This is a genomic window from Saccharopolyspora sp. NPDC047091 (assembly GCF_040643635.1).
GTDB lineage: Bacteria > Actinomycetota > Actinomycetes > Mycobacteriales > Pseudonocardiaceae > Saccharopolyspora_C.
Genome location: NZ_JBEYUS010000012.1, coordinates 44,504 through 59,216, shown reverse-complemented (window position 1 = coordinate 59,216; position 14,713 = coordinate 44,504). Strand labels below are relative to the sequence as shown.

The 14,713-nt window shown below is 70.7% G+C and carries 14 protein-coding genes; 10 read left to right on the top strand and 4 right to left on the bottom strand.

The features are described 5' to 3' along the window. Positions 1-482: 482 nt before the first annotated feature. The 3 genes from ABZ805_RS08500 (at position 483) to ABZ805_RS08490 (ending at position 5,399) form a co-directional block, all read left to right on the top strand. Entirely contained in the window at positions 483-2,633 is a 2,151-nt protein-coding gene (locus ABZ805_RS08500; protein ID WP_358436326.1) for an EAL domain-containing protein, read from the top strand. A gap of 163 nt (positions 2,634-2,796) precedes the next feature. Then, on the top strand, positions 2,797-4,839 hold the full coding sequence (thrS, locus tag ABZ805_RS08495; RefSeq protein ID WP_358436444.1) for a threonine--tRNA ligase: 2,043 nt from the start codon (positions 2,797-2,799) through the stop codon (positions 4,837-4,839). A gap of 86 nt (positions 4,840-4,925) precedes the next feature. Continuing rightward, a complete protein-coding gene (locus tag ABZ805_RS08490) occupies positions 4,926-5,399 on the top strand; it encodes an HIT domain-containing protein (RefSeq protein ID WP_358436442.1) in 474 nt (157 codons plus the stop codon). A gap of 54 nt (positions 5,400-5,453) precedes the next feature. Here ABZ805_RS08490 and ABZ805_RS08485 read toward each other — a convergent pair whose 3' ends face one another. Then, positions 5,454-6,179: a PASTA domain-containing protein gene (locus tag ABZ805_RS08485; RefSeq protein WP_358436324.1), complete on the bottom strand. Its 726-nt coding sequence runs from the start codon at positions 6,177-6,179 to the stop codon at positions 5,454-5,456. A 273-nt stretch (positions 6,180-6,452) separates the two neighbouring features. Beyond that, positions 6,453-6,995: a YceI family protein gene (locus ABZ805_RS08480; RefSeq protein ID WP_224956204.1), complete on the bottom strand. Its 543-nt coding sequence runs from the start codon at positions 6,993-6,995 to the stop codon at positions 6,453-6,455. Between the two features lie 203 nt (positions 6,996-7,198). Here ABZ805_RS08480 and pgsA point away from each other — a divergent pair, with 203 nt between their 5' ends. After that, entirely contained in the window at positions 7,199-7,816 is a 618-nt protein-coding gene (gene pgsA / locus ABZ805_RS08475) for a phosphatidylinositol phosphate synthase (protein WP_358436322.1), read from the top strand. Here pgsA and ABZ805_RS08470 read toward each other — a convergent pair. Then, positions 7,792-8,103, bottom strand: coding sequence for a hypothetical protein (locus tag ABZ805_RS08470; protein ID WP_358436319.1), 312 nt, complete (start codon positions 8,101-8,103; stop codon positions 7,792-7,794). The two genes, pgsA and ABZ805_RS08470, sit on opposite strands and share 25 nt — an antisense overlap. 171 nt (positions 8,104-8,274) lie before the next feature. Here ABZ805_RS08470 and ABZ805_RS08465 point away from each other — a divergent pair, with 171 nt between their 5' ends. The 3 genes from ABZ805_RS08465 (at position 8,275) to ABZ805_RS08455 (ending at position 9,901) form a co-directional block, all read left to right on the top strand. Then, positions 8,275-9,159: a helix-turn-helix transcriptional regulator gene (locus tag ABZ805_RS08465; protein ID WP_358436316.1), complete on the top strand. Its 885-nt coding sequence runs from the start codon at positions 8,275-8,277 to the stop codon at positions 9,157-9,159. Positions 9,160-9,197: 38 nt separating this feature from the next. Then, positions 9,198-9,359 (top strand): DUF397 domain-containing protein, encoded by a 162-nt coding sequence (locus ABZ805_RS08460; protein ID WP_358436313.1) that lies wholly within the window; start codon positions 9,198-9,200, stop codon positions 9,357-9,359. An 86-nt stretch (positions 9,360-9,445) separates the two neighbouring features. Then, positions 9,446-9,901: a hypothetical protein gene (locus tag ABZ805_RS08455; RefSeq protein WP_358436310.1), complete on the top strand. Its 456-nt coding sequence runs from the start codon at positions 9,446-9,448 to the stop codon at positions 9,899-9,901. 34 nt (positions 9,902-9,935) lie between these two features. On the opposite strand, the gene ABZ805_RS08450 is transcribed toward ABZ805_RS08455, so the two are convergent. Beyond that, positions 9,936-12,005, bottom strand: coding sequence for an elongation factor G-like protein EF-G2 (locus tag ABZ805_RS08450; protein WP_358436308.1), 2,070 nt, complete (start codon positions 12,003-12,005; stop codon positions 9,936-9,938). Between the two features lie 199 nt (positions 12,006-12,204). Between ABZ805_RS08450 and pdxS the strand changes: the two genes are divergently transcribed. The 3 genes from pdxS (at position 12,205) to ABZ805_RS08435 (ending at position 14,634) form a co-directional block, all read left to right on the top strand. Next, positions 12,205-13,110 (top strand): pyridoxal 5'-phosphate synthase lyase subunit PdxS, encoded by a 906-nt coding sequence (pdxS, locus tag ABZ805_RS08445; RefSeq protein WP_358436305.1) that lies wholly within the window; start codon positions 12,205-12,207, stop codon positions 13,108-13,110. Positions 13,111-13,202: 92 nt separating this feature from the next. Further along, complete coding sequence (gene pdxT, locus ABZ805_RS08440) at positions 13,203-13,835, top strand: pyridoxal 5'-phosphate synthase glutaminase subunit PdxT (RefSeq protein WP_358436303.1); 633 nt, start codon at positions 13,203-13,205, stop codon at positions 13,833-13,835. Positions 13,836-13,881: 46 nt separating this feature from the next. Further along, the gene (locus tag ABZ805_RS08435; RefSeq protein WP_358436301.1) at positions 13,882-14,634 is read left to right on the top strand and encodes a YebC/PmpR family DNA-binding transcriptional regulator; all 753 of its coding nucleotides are present in this window, start codon (positions 13,882-13,884) and stop codon (positions 14,632-14,634) included. The last annotated feature ends 79 nt before the right edge of the window (positions 14,635-14,713 follow it).

Below are 14,713 nucleotides of genomic sequence, written 5' to 3'. Positions count from 1 at the left end.
AATCCCGGAATGCGGACGGTGAGAAGCCTCATAGCGCTTCTCGCTCGACCGGGTGGCCTCTCCGGAATCGATGGATGACCGGGCGCGCACCGTCACAGTACGATCACGGTCGGCGTTGGTGCCTGCACCTTAAAAAGATCTTGTAGAGTACCGACTTTAGTCGGGTCGGCCATCGTGGACACCGGCACTCGGGAGGCAACGATGCACCAGCGGCCGGAGCGGCTGCCTGATGCTGTTCACCTCGAAGAACGCCCCGCGCGGCGCCGGTTCCGGCGCGCTCCGGGGACCGCTGCGCGGCCGCTCGCCGACCGCGCCGAGCACCGGTCCAACGGCCGCCTCGCCGACCGGTGCGCGTGCCGGTCGCGGCGTGTCCGGGGTGGTATACCGCCGTCATTCCTCCGGGGAATATGCCCATGCGCAAACAGTCGTCCCGAAAGCGCCGGAAATGGCGGAATCCGCAGCCGAATCGGCGGTGCCGGGTCATGATCGGAGCCTCCGAGGGCCCCGGGAACGGTTCCGGCGCCGACTCGGCCGCGGACCGGACCGAGTTCGTCCGCCGCTGGACCCGCGAGATCATCCGCACCAGCTACGTGCCGCTGGCGCGCGCCGACATCGAGGGCTTCCTGCTGGAGCGGCTCGATGCGCTGCTCGACGCCTTCGGTGACGAGGAGCGGCTGCTGCACGCCGCCGCCGAGCTCGGCGCGCGGCTGGTGCGCATCCACTTCACCGGGCCCGCCGCGCTGGACCGGACGCTGTGGATGCTCGGTTCCGAACTGCCGAAGCTGCGGCCCGCGCAGGCCGCGCCGGGCGACCTGGTGCCCGTGCTGGGCGCCGTCGCCGCCGCCTACGCGGGGCAGCTGCGGGAGCAGACCCTCGACGAGCAGGAGGTCATCAAGCGCGCTGTGCTGCAGGCCAGGGACGCGGCGGAGGAAGCGCTGCGCGCCAGCGAGGCCTCCTTCCGCGCGGTGTTCACGTCCTCAGCGCTGGGCATCGCGATCGTCACGCTCGACGGCATCATCGAAGAGGTCAACTCGCCGATGGAGGGCATCTTCGAGCAGGTCTGCCGGGACCTGGTGGGCCGCAGCGTCTTCGACCTCGCCGACCCGGACTGGGTGGACGACCTGGTGGAGAACGTCGAGGCGCTGTCGGTGGGCGAGGTGGACCGGTTCCAGTCGGAGACGCGGCTCAGCGGCGCCGACGGCGCGCACATCTGGACGCAGGTGTCGGCCTCGCTGGTGCGCGACTCGCACGGCGCGCCGGACTACCAGGTGCTGCTCTACGAGGACATCACGCACCGGCACATGCTCCAGGAGCAGTTCCGCAGGCAGGCCACGCACGATCCGCTGACGGGGCTGGCGAACCGCACCCTGCTCAAGACCACCTTGGACGCGGCGCTGGAACCGGTGTTCCCGGGCCGCCGCGTCGGGTTGTGCTACTTCGACCTGGACGGCTTCAAGGCGATCAACGACAGCCTCGGGCACCCGGTCGGCGACGAGCTGCTGCGCGCGATGGCGCAACGGCTCAACGCGCTGGCGACCTTGGAGTCGGGGCTGGCGGCGCGGATGGGCGGCGACGAGTTCGTGGTGCTCATCCCCGATTCGCAGGGCGCGGCGCGGCTGGTGGAGATCGTCGAGCACATGCTGGCGGAGGTGACCCGCCCGGTGTCGGTGTGCGGCCACCTGCTCACCGCGTCGGCCAGCGTCGGCGTGGTGGAGACCGCGGTCGCCGCCACCGGCCCGGACGAGCTGCTGCAGGACGCCGACATCACCCTGTACCGCGCGAAGAACGAGGGCCGGGCGCAGTGGGCGCTGTTCGACCCGGCGCACAACGCGGCGGCCAAGGAGCGGTTCCACCTGTCGGCGGCGATGCCGACCGCGCTGCACGAGCACGAGCTGTACGTGGAGTACGAGCCGGTGGTGTGGCTGGACGACGCCTCGCTGGTGGGCGTGCGGGCGCACCTGCGCTGGGACCACCCGGAGTTCGGCGAGCTGGACGCGGAGGACTTCCTCGGCCTGGCCGAGGAGACCGGCCTGATCACCCGGCTCGGCACCTGGATGCTGGAGCAGGTGTGCGCGCACGCCGTGCACTGGCAGGAGCGGTTCGGCGACCGCGGGCCGGTGGCGGCCGTGGACCTGTCGGCGCGCCAGCTGCGGGACCCGGAGCTGGTCGCGGACATGCGCCGCATCCTCGCCGACAGCGGCCTGTCCGCCAGCAAGCTGATCATCGGAGTGCCGGAGACGGCGTTGTTCGACCAGCACGGCGATCCGATCGACGCGCTGGAGATCTTCGCCGAGATGGGCCTGACGCTGGGCGTGCACGACTTCGGCCACGACCACCGGGAGGTGTCCCGGCTGCGCGGGCTGCCGCTGTGCGCGGTGCGGCTCACCGGCGGCTACCTGGACTCGTTCGCCGATCCGGGCGGGCCGGACCCGCTGGACGAGCACCTGGTGTCCAGCCTGGTCGGTTCGGCGCGGCTGCTGGGCCTGCACGTCGTCGGCAGCGGGGTGCGCACCCTCGAGCAGGCGAACCGGCTGCGCGCGCTCGGCGTGGGCGGTGTGATCGGGCCGTGCGCGGGCGGGCTCGCCTCCGCGATGGAGATCGAGGCGATGATCGCGGAAGGTGATCTCGGCTGAACCCGTCCGCGCCGGGCAGGGGCGGAAAACGGCTGGCGTGCGGCCGATAGCATCGAAAGGGCAAGTGCCAGCCGGTTCATCCGCGGGTCGCCCCTCCGGCGACCGCTCTTCACGAGGAGTCATCGTGTCCGTTCAGCCGCCCGAAGCCCAGCAGGTCACCAGGGTGAAGGTGCCGGCGGGCACTACCGCTGCCGCCGCCGTCGCCGAAGCGGGCCTGCCCGGCCAGGGGCCGCAGGCGATCGTCGTGGTCCGCGACGAGGACGGCGAGCTGCGCGACCTCGCGTGGGCGCCGGAGTCCGACGTGGAGGTCGAGCCGGTCGCCGCCGACACCGAGGCCGGGCGCAGCGTCATCCGCCACTCGGCCGCGCACGTGCTGGCGCAGGCGGTGCAGCAGCAGTTCCCGGACGCGAAGCTCGGCATCGGCCCGCCCGTCAAGGACGGCTTCTACTACGACTTCGACGTGGACCGCCCGTTCACCCCGGAGGACCTGCAGGCGCTGGAGAAGCGCATGAAGCAGCTCATCAAGTCCGGGCAGAAGTTCTCCCGCCGCCGCCTCGACTCGCTGGAGGCCGCCCGCGAGGAGCTGGCGAACGAGCCGTACAAGCTGGAGCTGGTCGACCTCAAGTCCGGTGCGGACGAGGTGGACACCAGCGAGGTGATGGAGGTCGGCGCCGGTGAGCTCACCGTCTACGACAACATCGACCGGCACGGCGAGGTCGTCTGGGGCGACCTGTGCCGCGGCCCGCACGTGCCGCACACCAAGTTCATCCCCGCGTTCAAGCTGACCCGGGTGGCCGCCGCCTACTGGCGCGGCGACCAGAACAACCAGCAGCTGCAGCGCGTCTACGGCACCGCGTGGGAGTCGAAGGAGGCGCTGGCCGAGCACCTGGAGTGGCTGGCCGAGGCCGAGCGCCGCGACCACCGCAGGCTGGGCGCCGAGCTGGACCTGTTCTCGTTCCCGGAGGAGGTCGGTTCCGGGCTGCCGGTGTTCCACCCGAAGGGCGGCATCATCCGGCGCGAGCTGGAGGACTACTCGCGCCGCCGCCACGAGGCCGCCGGCTACGAGTTCGTGAACACCCCGCACATCACCAAGGGCACCTTGTTCGAGACCTCCGGGCACCTCGACTGGTACAAGGACGGCATGTTCCCGGCGATGCACCTCGACGAGGAGCGCGACGAGAACGGCGTGCTGCGCAAGGCGGGCCAGGACTACTACTTGAAGCCGATGAACTGCCCGTTCCACAACCTGATCTTCCGGTCCCGCGGGCGGTCCTACCGGGAGCTGCCGCTGCGGCTGTTCGAGTTCGGCTCGGTGTACCGGTACGAGAAGTCCGGCGTGGTGCACGGCCTGACCCGGGTGCGCGGCATGACCCAGGACGACGCGCACATCTACTGCATGCCGGAGCAGCTGCAGGACGAGCTGAAGTCGTTGCTGTCGTTCGTGCTGGACCTGCTGCGCGACTACGGCCTGGAGGACTTCTACCTGGAGCTGTCGACCCGCAACGACGAGAAGTACGTCGGCGACGACGAGAGCTGGCGGGTGGCCACCGACGCGCTGCGCGAGGCGGCGGAGTCCTCCGGCCTGGAGCTGGTGCCGGACCCGGGTGGCGCCGCGTTCTACGGGCCGAAGATCTCCGTGCAGGCGCGGGACGCGCTGGGCCGCAGCTGGCAGATGTCCACGATCCAGGTGGACTACCACCTGCCGGACCGGTTCGACCTGGAGTACACCGGCAAGGACGGCGCCAAGCAGCGCCCCATCAAGATCCACCGGGCGCTGTTCGGCTCCATCGAGCGGTTCTTCGGCGTGCTCACCGAGCACTACGCGGGCGCGTTCCCGGCCTGGTTGTCCCCGGTGCAGGTGGTGGGCATCCCGATCGCCGACGAGCACGCCGACCACCTCGTCGACGTGGTGAAGTCGTTGCGCGCCAAGGGGATTCGCGCGGAGGTCGACCACGGCGACGACCGGATGCAGAAGAAGATCCGCAACCACACCACGCAGAAGGTGCCGTTCCTGCTGCTGGCGGGCGGCAAGGACGTGGAGGCCGGTGCGGTGTCGTTCCGGTTCCGCGACGGCACCCAGATCAACGGGGTGCCGGTGGCGGAGGCGGTGGCCGCCATCGGCCGCTGGGTGGAGCGCCGCGAGAACGCCTCGCCGACCGCGGACGTCTTCCAGCCGGAGCTGGCGACCGGGGCGGAGGCCGAGTGACGTCCGACGACAGCGGGGTCCAGTACTCCGAGCAGCGCGGCATCGGCGTGCCGGACGCGCTGCAACGGCTGTGGACCCCGCACCGGATGGCCTACATCCAGGGCGAGAACAAGCCGGAGGGCGAGGCCAGCGAGGGCTGCCCGTTCTGCCGGTTGCTGGAGTCGGGCCTGCCGGACGAGGACACGCTGATCGTGGCCCGGGACGAGCTGGTCTTCGCGATCCTCAACCTCTACCCGTACAACCCGGGGCACCTGATGGTGCTGCCGTACCGGCACGTTGCGGACTACACGGAGCTCTCCGACGAGGAGACGACGGCGGTCGCGGTGTTCACGAAGCGCGCGATGCGGGTGATCCGCGAGGTGTCGGCGCCGCACGGGTTCAACATCGGCCTCAACCAGGGGCCGGTGGCGGGCGCGGGCATCGCCGCGCACCTGCACCAGCACGTGGTGCCGCGCTGGGGCGGGGACGCGAACTTCATGCCGGTCATCGGCCACACGAAGGTCCTGCCCCAACTCCTCGGCGACACCCGCCGCCTCCTCGCCGAAGCCTGGCACGCCTGACCGGGTCGTCCTCGCCTCGCCCGCTGAGAATGGGCGAGGCGAGGAACGACGAACTCAGCCGGTCTTCTCGAAAGGCTTGCAACCGCGGATCTCGAACGCCCCGTCGCCGTCCTGGATGGTGACGGTGGCGGGTCCTTCGCCGACGTTGTTCGCGATGATCGAGTCGAATTCACCCGAAGTGTCCTTCAGGCGTGCCCAGTAGCACATGGGAACGACGGAACTGGACGGGCCGGCGGACCTGTAAGTCCCGGGTTCGATGTCGGTGCCGACCACGTAGGTCCCGTCGCCGATGCCGGAATTCGTCGATTCTCGCGCGTCGTTCCCAGCCCCGTCGGTGGCGGCGTTCTGACCGTTCTTGGTCATGGTCACGACGACGGTGGAATCGGATTTCACGACGGTGCCCGGCGCAGGCTCGATCTTCACGACGGTCCAATTCGCAGGCAGCACGACCATGCTCCCGCCGTGGTCCTGACCGGCGGGCGTCACGGCGGTCAGGCCGAGCGCGGCCAACTCGTCGAGCGCGATCTGGCCGTTCTTCCCCGCGAGGTCGGGAAGCGTGACGTCGACGACGGCCGTCGCGGGCGCGGGGCTGTTCGGCAGCGCTGCGGGTGCGGTCGGTTCCGTCGAACCGCCTGAGCTGATCGCGCCGATCAGGGCCAGAACCGCGATGCCGCCGACGATCCACGGCCATTTCTTGACCTTCTGCTTCGGCGGTGTCCCCGGTGGCATTCCCTGCGGGGACTGCGGTGGAGTGGCCGAAGTGTTGAACGACTGACTCATGTCCATTTTCTCATTTCCGCCCGAACTCCGGGCGCTGCGTGCGCACCCCATGTGCGCGCTCCGTAACACGATGTCGATCGATCACGGAGGGTTGTTACCGTTCGGGGAGAAAATGGTCTTAGCGGGGCAATTTCGCCGCGTCGTCGTAACGTTCCGATGTTCTTGCTCGATGTGAATCGCCGGTGCCGGCCCTCTCGGCGCAAGAACGGACCCCGGACACGACGAAGGCCGAGGACATCGCGTCCTCGGCCTTTCGTCGTGTCCGAGGGGTGCTCACTCGGCGCGGAGGTTGGCCTCGATCTCCAGGGTGATCTTGACCTTCTCGCCCAGCATGGCGCCGCCCTCGGGGCCGACGCCGAAGTCGGTGCGGTTGATCGTGGTGGAGGCGGAGATGCCGAGCAGGGTGCCGCCCTGGCCGTTGTCGGTGAAGCCGCCGAGCTCGGCCGCCAGCGACACCGGCTTGGTCACGCCGTGCAGGGTGAACTCGCCGTCGATGACGTAGTCGCTGCCGTCCTGGCGGATGCCGGTGGAGCGGAAGCCCGCCTTCGGGAACTTCTCCACGTCCAGGAAGTCGCTGTTGCGCACGTGCGCGTCGCGGTCGCCGTTGCCGGTGTTGATCGTGGCCGGGTCGATGTCCGCGGTCACCGAGGAGTCGAGGGGGTTCTCGGCGGTGACGATCTCGCCGCTGAAGCCGTCGAAGCGGCCGCGGGAGCGACCGACGCCCAGGTGGCGCAGGGTGAACTCGATGTCGGAGTGCACGCTGTCGATGTCCCAGGTGCCGACGACGTAACCGGGGATCGTGGTGGCAGTGCTCATGTGGCCTTCTCCTGAAACGGTGGTGCGGGTGGTTGCTGCACCGTGCAACGGTGTTGAACGTTCAACCATTCCGGCTGTGATGCGGTTCACCGGCGGTGTGGCGACTCGCCTGCCGTCCGATCAGCGCCTCGGCTACGGATACGCTGCCAGGTGAACAACAGGCACCGTGGATTCGGTGCGCTAGGCGGCTGGCGGAACAGGCGATGCTCAACATCTTCGCGCGGGCTTCGATCTCCCGCTGGACGCACCCGATCGGCGCAGCGCTGGTCCGGGCGGGGCTCACGCCGAACGCCGTCACCGTCATCGGCACGGTCGCCGGCGTCGCGTCCGCGCTCTGGTTCTTCCCGCGCGGCGAGCTGTTCACCGGCACCGTCGTGGTCACCGTGTTCCTGCTGTTCGACCTGCTCGACGGGGCGATGGCCCGCGCCGGCGGCGGGTCCTCCGCGTTCGGCGGCGTGCTCGACGCCGGGTGCGACCGCATCGCCGACGGCGCCCTGTTCGGGGCGCTGGTGTGGTGGGCGCTGGTCGTGGAGGGGGATCGGCCGCTCGGCGTCGGGCTGCTGCTGTGCCTGGTGGGCGCGCAGGTCACCTCGTACGTGAAGGCCCGTGCCGAGGCGAACGGGCTCAGCGCCGACGGCGGCCTCGCCGAGCGGGCCGAGCGGTTCGTGCTCGTGCTGGTCGGCACCGGGCTGCACGGGCTCGGCGTGCCCTACGTGCTGGACGTGGCGGTGTGGTTGCTCGCGGCGCTCTCCGCGCTCACCGTCCTGCAGCGCCTGCGCGCGGCGGCCCGCTCCGCTCAGGCCGGGACAAGTTCCTCGTAGCCGGACCACGCGAAGTGCCGCTCCGCCGGCGGCACGTCCTGCTCCAGCAGCAGGTCCGCGGCCGCGTCGTCGGGGGCACCCTCCTCGTCAAGCGGCAGCACCGCCGCGAAGTACCGGCCGAAGCGGCAGTCGTGCGCGCGCAGCTGGGCCAGGCCCCACGCGGTGAGGCAGTCCCGCCACACGGCGGGCTGGTCGTCGCCGGGGAGCTCGCCGAGGCAGATCAGCTGCTCGTAGGCGCAGCGCGAATCGGGGTTGCGGATCTCGTAGAGGGCGATGCCGCAGCGCATGGGGGACCTCCTGGTGATGTCGGGGCGAAGCCGCCGGGTACGTTGTGTGCTCGAATGATCACGGAGCGCTGTGTAAAGATTACTTAGTGAATCTTGCTCGCATAGATCACCGTCGGGTGATCTTCGCGCCCGGATCGGCGACCGCACCGGAACGGCAGGGGAGAGCACCCGATGCACGAGCAAGCCGGCCACGACCCGGTCGGTCCGCAGCCGATCAGCCCGACCGTGGGGCGCCGCTGGCTGGCCCAGGAGATCCGCCGGTTGCGCGAATCCGCGGGCCTGAAGCAGAGCGACATCGCGGCCAGGCTCCGCTGCGGCCAGGGCAAGATCGCGCACATGGAGAGCATGCGGAACGCGATCAGCGGACCGGACCTGGAGATCATGCTCCCGTTCCTCGGCGTGCCCGCCGAGCGCATCGACTGGTACCTCCGGCTGGCCGACGTCGCCAAGCAGAAGGGCTGGTGGGACGGCAACCAGGCCATCCCCGAGTGGTTCTCCCTCTACGTCGGCCTCGAATGGGGAGCCAGCGAGATCCGCGAGTGGGACCTCGGCTTCGTCCCGGGGATCTTGCAGACGCGGAGGTACGCGGACGCGGTTCTCCGCGATGGTTCGTCAGCCTCGAAGTCTCATTTGGAGGAGCAGGCAGCGGCCCGACTGAGGCGAAGAGACGCATTGACCAGGGACGGTGAGCAGCTGACCCTGCACGCGATCATCGATGAGTCTGCGCTCCGCCGGGAGATCGGCTCCCAGGAAGTGATGTTCGAGCAGATCGAGAGACTGGCGACGTTCTGCACGAACCCGCAAGTGACCTTGCAGGTCATGGCTTTGGGTGGCGGTCCTCATCGAGGGCAGCTCGGCTCGTTTCACCTGGTTGACTTCGCGAACGCCGATGATCCTGGGGTCGTTTACGTGGAGAACCAGTCGGGCGGTAGTTGCCTCGAAGAACCCGATGTCGTGGAGGTCTTCCGCCAGGTGTTCGACGAGCTGACAATGAAGGCGTTGTCGATCAGCGAGACCGAAGCGTTCTTACGGAGACTGACGAAGGACTTCGCATGACATCGTGGCACCTTTCGACCGCATCGAGCGTGGGTGGCGTGGTCTGGCGGAAGAGCAGCCGCAGCGGTCAGGGCGGAGGTGCGTGCGTCGAAGTGGCCGCATTGAGCTCGGCGGTCGGTGTACGCGACTCGAAGGACCCCGATGGTCCCGCGCTGCTGTTCGGGCGCTCGGCGTGGGCGGTGTTCGTGCGGGGCCTGTGATGGCCGCCGACGCGGGTACGGGCACCGTCGGTGCCGCTGGTTAGGCTGCTCGCCGCGAGTGCTCGATCAAGCGGAGGTGCGGCGTGGTGGCTTCGACGGACGACGCGGTCTACGACGTCCGCATCCGAGCCTGGGCGGGCGGGCAGTTCGACTGGTTCCCGCTGGCCTCGGCGGTTCCGGCGGAGACCGTCGCCGTGCTGCGCGACACCGCCGCCTGGGACGTCGAGGCGGTCGAAGCGGAGTCCGCCGCCGACCCGGTCCCGCCGGTCACGCACCCGATCACCGAGGCCGACGAGTACGCGGTGTGGATGCGCTACCCGTCCTCCGGCGGCAAGGTGCCGTGGGGACTGATCGCCGACCACCTCACCCCGGAGCAGGCCGCCGCCTACGTCCGGAACCCGCAGATCCAGCTCAACGTCCAGCCGGTCGCCGACCGCACCGAACCGGCCCCGATCGAGGACGGCGGGATCGAGGACGGCGGGATCGAGGACGGCGGGATCGAGGACGGCGGCGGGCCCGACCCGGAACCCGCCGCGGACTGAACCGGAACTCCGGGCCCGCGCGGCCGGGCCCCCGTCAGGTGGGCATCGGTTCGTAGCGCTCGAAGTGGCGGGTGAAGGTGGCGCTGCCCGAGCTCAGCGAGCGCACGTTGATCGAATAGCGGGCCAGTTCGCTCGCGGGCACGTGCGCGCGCACCACCGTCCAGCCGGAGTCCTCCGGTTCGGTGCCGACGACCTTGCCGCGACGGCTGGACAGGTCGCCGAGGATCACGCCCAGGTGCTCGTCCGGGATGGACACCGCGACCGCGTCCACCGGTTCCAGCGTGACCAGCCCGGCCTGCTCGGCGGCCGCGCGCAGCGCCAGGGCGCCCGCGGTCTGGAAGGCGGCGTCCGAGGAATCGACGCTGTGCGCCTTGCCGTCCACCAGCGTCACCTTCAGGTCCACCAGCGGCAGGCCCTCCTCCAGGCCGCGCTCCACCTGCGCCCGGACGCCCTTCTCGACGCTGGCGATGAACTGCTTCGGGATCGCGCCGCCCACCACCCGGTCGGCGAACTCGACGCCGGAACCGCGCGGCGCGGGCTCCACCTCGACGTCGCACACCGCGAACTGGCCGTGCCCGCCGGACTGCTTCTTGTGGCTGCCGTGCCCCTTCGCCGCCTGCCGGAACGTCTGGCGCAGCGGTACCCGCAACGGCTCGGTGTCGATCTCCGCGCCACCGTCGCGGAGGCGTTGCAGCACCACGTCGGCGTGCGCCTCGCCGGTGCACCACAGCACCAGCTGGTGGGTCTCGCCGTCCCGCTGCAACCGCAGGCTCGGGTCGGCGGCGACGAGCCGGTTCAGGTTCCGCGCCAGCGCGTCCTCGTCGCTGCGAGTGCGCGCGACGACCGCGACCGGCAGCAGCGGCTCCGGCATCGGCCACGGCGACAGCAGCAGCGGGCCCGCCGGATCGGACAGGGTGTCGCCGGTCTCGGCCGAGCCGAGCTTCGTCAGCGCGCAGAGGTCGCCCGCGACGCAGCGCGGCACCTCGCGCAGCCCCGACCCCAGCGGTGAGTACAGGTGCGCGACCCGCTCGTCCTCGTCGTGGTCCGGGTGCCCGCGCTCGGCCATGCCGTGCCCGGAGACGTGCACCGCCCGCTCCGGCAGCACCGTCCCCGAGAACACCCTGGCCAGTGACACCCGTCCGACGTAGGAATCGACCGAGGTGTGCACGACCTCCGCGACCAGCGGGCCCGCCGGGTCCGCAGGCAGTTCCCGCGGGTTCCCGCCGCGCGGATCGGTGACCTGGACCGGCGGGTGCTCCCGCGGGGAGGGGAAACCGCGCACCAGGCCGTCCAGCAGCTCCGGCAGCCCCACCTCGGTCGCCGCGCACACCGGCAGCACCGGGTGCAGGCCGCCACGGGACACCGCCGTCTCCAGGTCGCGGATCAGCACCGGCTCCTCGATCCGCTCACCGGCCACGTAGCGGTCCATCAGCGACTCGTCCTCGCTCTCGGCGATGATCGCCTCGATCAGCTCGGCGCGTTCCCGCTCGCAGTCCCGCGCCGCGCCGGTGCCCGAGACGGTGCCGGTGAGCACCCCGACCAGGCCGGTGGTGCCGCCGCCGGACCCGCGCAGCGGCAGGTGCAGCGGCAGCACCCCGGCCCCGAACGCTTCCCGGCACGACTCCAGCGCGGCCGCCGGATCGGCCCGGTGCTGGTCCAGCCGGGACAGCACCACCGCGCGCGGCATCGACACCCGGGCGCACTCCTGCCAGATCGCGCGCGTCGCCGCGTCCACGCCCTCCTCGGCGGACACCACGAACAGCGCCGCGTCCGCCGCGCGCAGGCCCGCGCGCAGCTCCCCGACGAAATCGGCGTAGCCGGGCGTGTCGATCAGGTTGATCTTGTGGCCGTCGTGGTCCAGCGGCGCCACCGACAGCGCCACCGAGCGCTGCTGGTCGACGGCCGCGCTGTCGTGGTCGCACACCGTCGTCCCGTCCACCACGGAACCCGTCCGCGGGATGGTGCCGGTCGCCGCCAGCAGCGCCTCCACCAGCGTGGTCTTGCCCGCGGCGGACGGGCCGACCAGGACCACGTTGCGGATGTCGCTCGGATCGGTGGGAGCGGGCGCCGCCTGCGCTCCCGGAACGTTCTGCTTGCTGCCCATCGCAGCCCCCTCGGACGTCGTCGTGCCCTCGATCGCACACCCGGGTGACGTCGCGTGCAATGCCGTTCACCGGCGCCGATCGCGAAGTGGACTACCGAAAACGGGGGTAAGTGGACCGTGGAAGTGGTCCAGTTCCGGCCTAGCGTCGGAGGGGAGCGCGGCGCACCGCCGCACCGGAACCCCCGAGGGAAGGCAGACCGTGACCGACACCGCAGCCACCGCCCAGGCCACCGGCACCGACGGAGTGAAGCGCGGCATGGCGGAGATGCTCAAAGGCGGGGTGATCATGGACGTGGTGACCCCCGACCAGGCGAAGATCGCCGAAGCCGCGGGCGCCGTCGCCGTGATGGCCCTCGAACGGGTCCCGGCCGACATCCGCGCCCAGGGCGGCGTGGCCCGCATGTCCGACCCGGACATGATCGAGGGCATCGTCGACGCCGTCTCCATCCCCGTGATGGCCAAGGCCCGCATCGGACACTTCGTCGAAGCCCAGGTGCTGCAGTCCCTCGGCGTCGACTACATCGACGAGTCCGAGGTGCTCACCCCCGCTGACGAGGCGCTGCACATCGACAAGTGGAACTTCACCGTGCCGTTCGTCTGCGGCGCCACCAACCTCGGCGAGGCCCTGCGCCGCATCGCCGAAGGCGCCGCCATGATCCGCTCCAAGGGCGAGGCGGGCACCGGCAACGTCGTCGAGGCCACCCGGCACATGCGCTCCATCCGCGCCGAGATCCGGCGGCTCACCCGGCTGGACGGGGAGGAGCTGTACGCGGCGGCCAAGGAGCTGCGCGCCCCGGTCGCCCTGGTCAAGGAGGTCGCGGCCGCCGGGAAGCTCCCGGTCGTGCTGTTCACCGCGGGCGGGCTGGCCACCCCGGCCGACGCGGCGATGATGCGCCAGCTGGGCGCCGAAGGCGTGTTCGTCGGCTCCGGCATCTTCAAGTCCGGCGACCCGGCCAAGCGTGCCGAGGCGATCGTGAAGGCGACGACCTTCTACGACGACCCGGACGTGATCGCGAAGGTGTCCCGCGGGCTCGGCGAGGCGATGGTCGGCCTCAACGTCGACTCCCTCCCGGCGGACCAGCGCTACGCCCAGCGCGGCTGGTGACCCCACTTCTCACCAGGTGAATGGCCCATTGGACCGAGCACATCGGTCGAATGGGCCATTCACCCGTCGGAACGGATGAACGGAGAACTCGCGTGTCGGACGGTGTCGCGTCCCCCGTCATCGGCGTGCTCGCCCTGCAAGGCGGCGTCGCCGAGCACCTCGGCGCCCTGGACCGCAGCGGTGCGATCGCCAAACCCGTGCGCAGGCCGGAAGAGCTCGCGGACCTGCACGGCATCGTGCTGCCCGGCGGGGAATCGACGACCACGAGCCGGTTGTTGCACTCCTTCGAGCTGTTCGAACCGCTGCGGCAGCGGCTCGCCGACGGCCTGCCCGCCTACGGCTCGTGCGCGGGCATGGTGCTGCTGGCCGGCGAGGTGCTGGGCGGCGCGGAAGCGGGCATCACCCCGCTCGGCGCGCTCGACATGACCGTGCGGCGCAACGCGTTCGGCAGGCAGGTCGATTCGTTCGAGGCCGACCTCGACTTCACCGGGGTCGACGGCCCGGTGCACGCGGTGTTCATCCGTGCCCCCTGGGTCGAGCGCATCGGGCCGCAGGTGCGGGTGCTGGCCGAGGTCACCCCGCGCGGATCAGGCGACGAGGCCGCCGCCGGTAGGATCGTCGCGGTTCAGCAGGGGCGCGTGCTCGCCACCAGCTTCCACCCGGAACTGGTCCACGGCGACGAGCGCGTGCACCGGCAATTCGTGCAGACCGTTCGCGCAGGCTGAAGGCCCCGGGGTCTCGCCTGCGACGGCGTGGAAAGACGGAGGAAAGATGAGCGGCCACTCCAAGTGGGCCACCACCAAGCACAAGAAGGCCGCCGTCGACGCCAAGCGCGGCAAGCTCTTCGCGAAGCTCATCAAGAACGTGGAGGTCGCGGCGCGCACCGGCGGAGGAGACCCCGACGGCAACCCGACGCTCTACGACGCCATGCAGAAGGCGCGCAAGAACTCGGTGCCCGTCGACAACATCGAGCGCGCCCGCAAGCGCGGCGGTGGCGAAGAGGCCGGCGGCGCCGACTGGCAGACCCTGATGTACGAGGGCTACGGCCCGAACGGCGTCGCGGTCCTGGTCGAGTGCCTCACCGACAACAAGAACCGCGCCGCGGGCGAGGTCCGCACCGCGATGACCCGCAACGGCGGTTCGATGGCCGACGCCGGTTCGGTGTCGTACATGTTCTCCCGGCGCGGCGTGCTGATCGTGCCGAAGAACGGGCTGACCGAGGACGACGTGCTCGGCGCGGTGCTGGAGGCGGGCGCCGAAGAGGTCAACGACCTCGGCGAGAGCTTCGAGGTGCTGTGCGAGCCGACCGACCTGGTCGAGGTCCGCAAGGCGGTGCAGGCGGCCGAGATCGAGTACGACTCCTCGGAGCTGAGCTTCATGGCCTCGGTGAACGTCCCGCTGGACGCGGACGGCGCGCGCAAGATCTTCAAGCTGATCGACGTGCTGGAGGACTGCGACGACGTGCAGAACGTCTACGCCAACTTCGACGTCTCCGATGAAGTGATGGCGGAACTGGACGCCTGATCGGCGCACGGGGCGCGCCGGGGCGGGCGCGGCGCGCCCGAGCCCCCGAAGGCTCCCCCGATCGGATGAGAATCGGCAG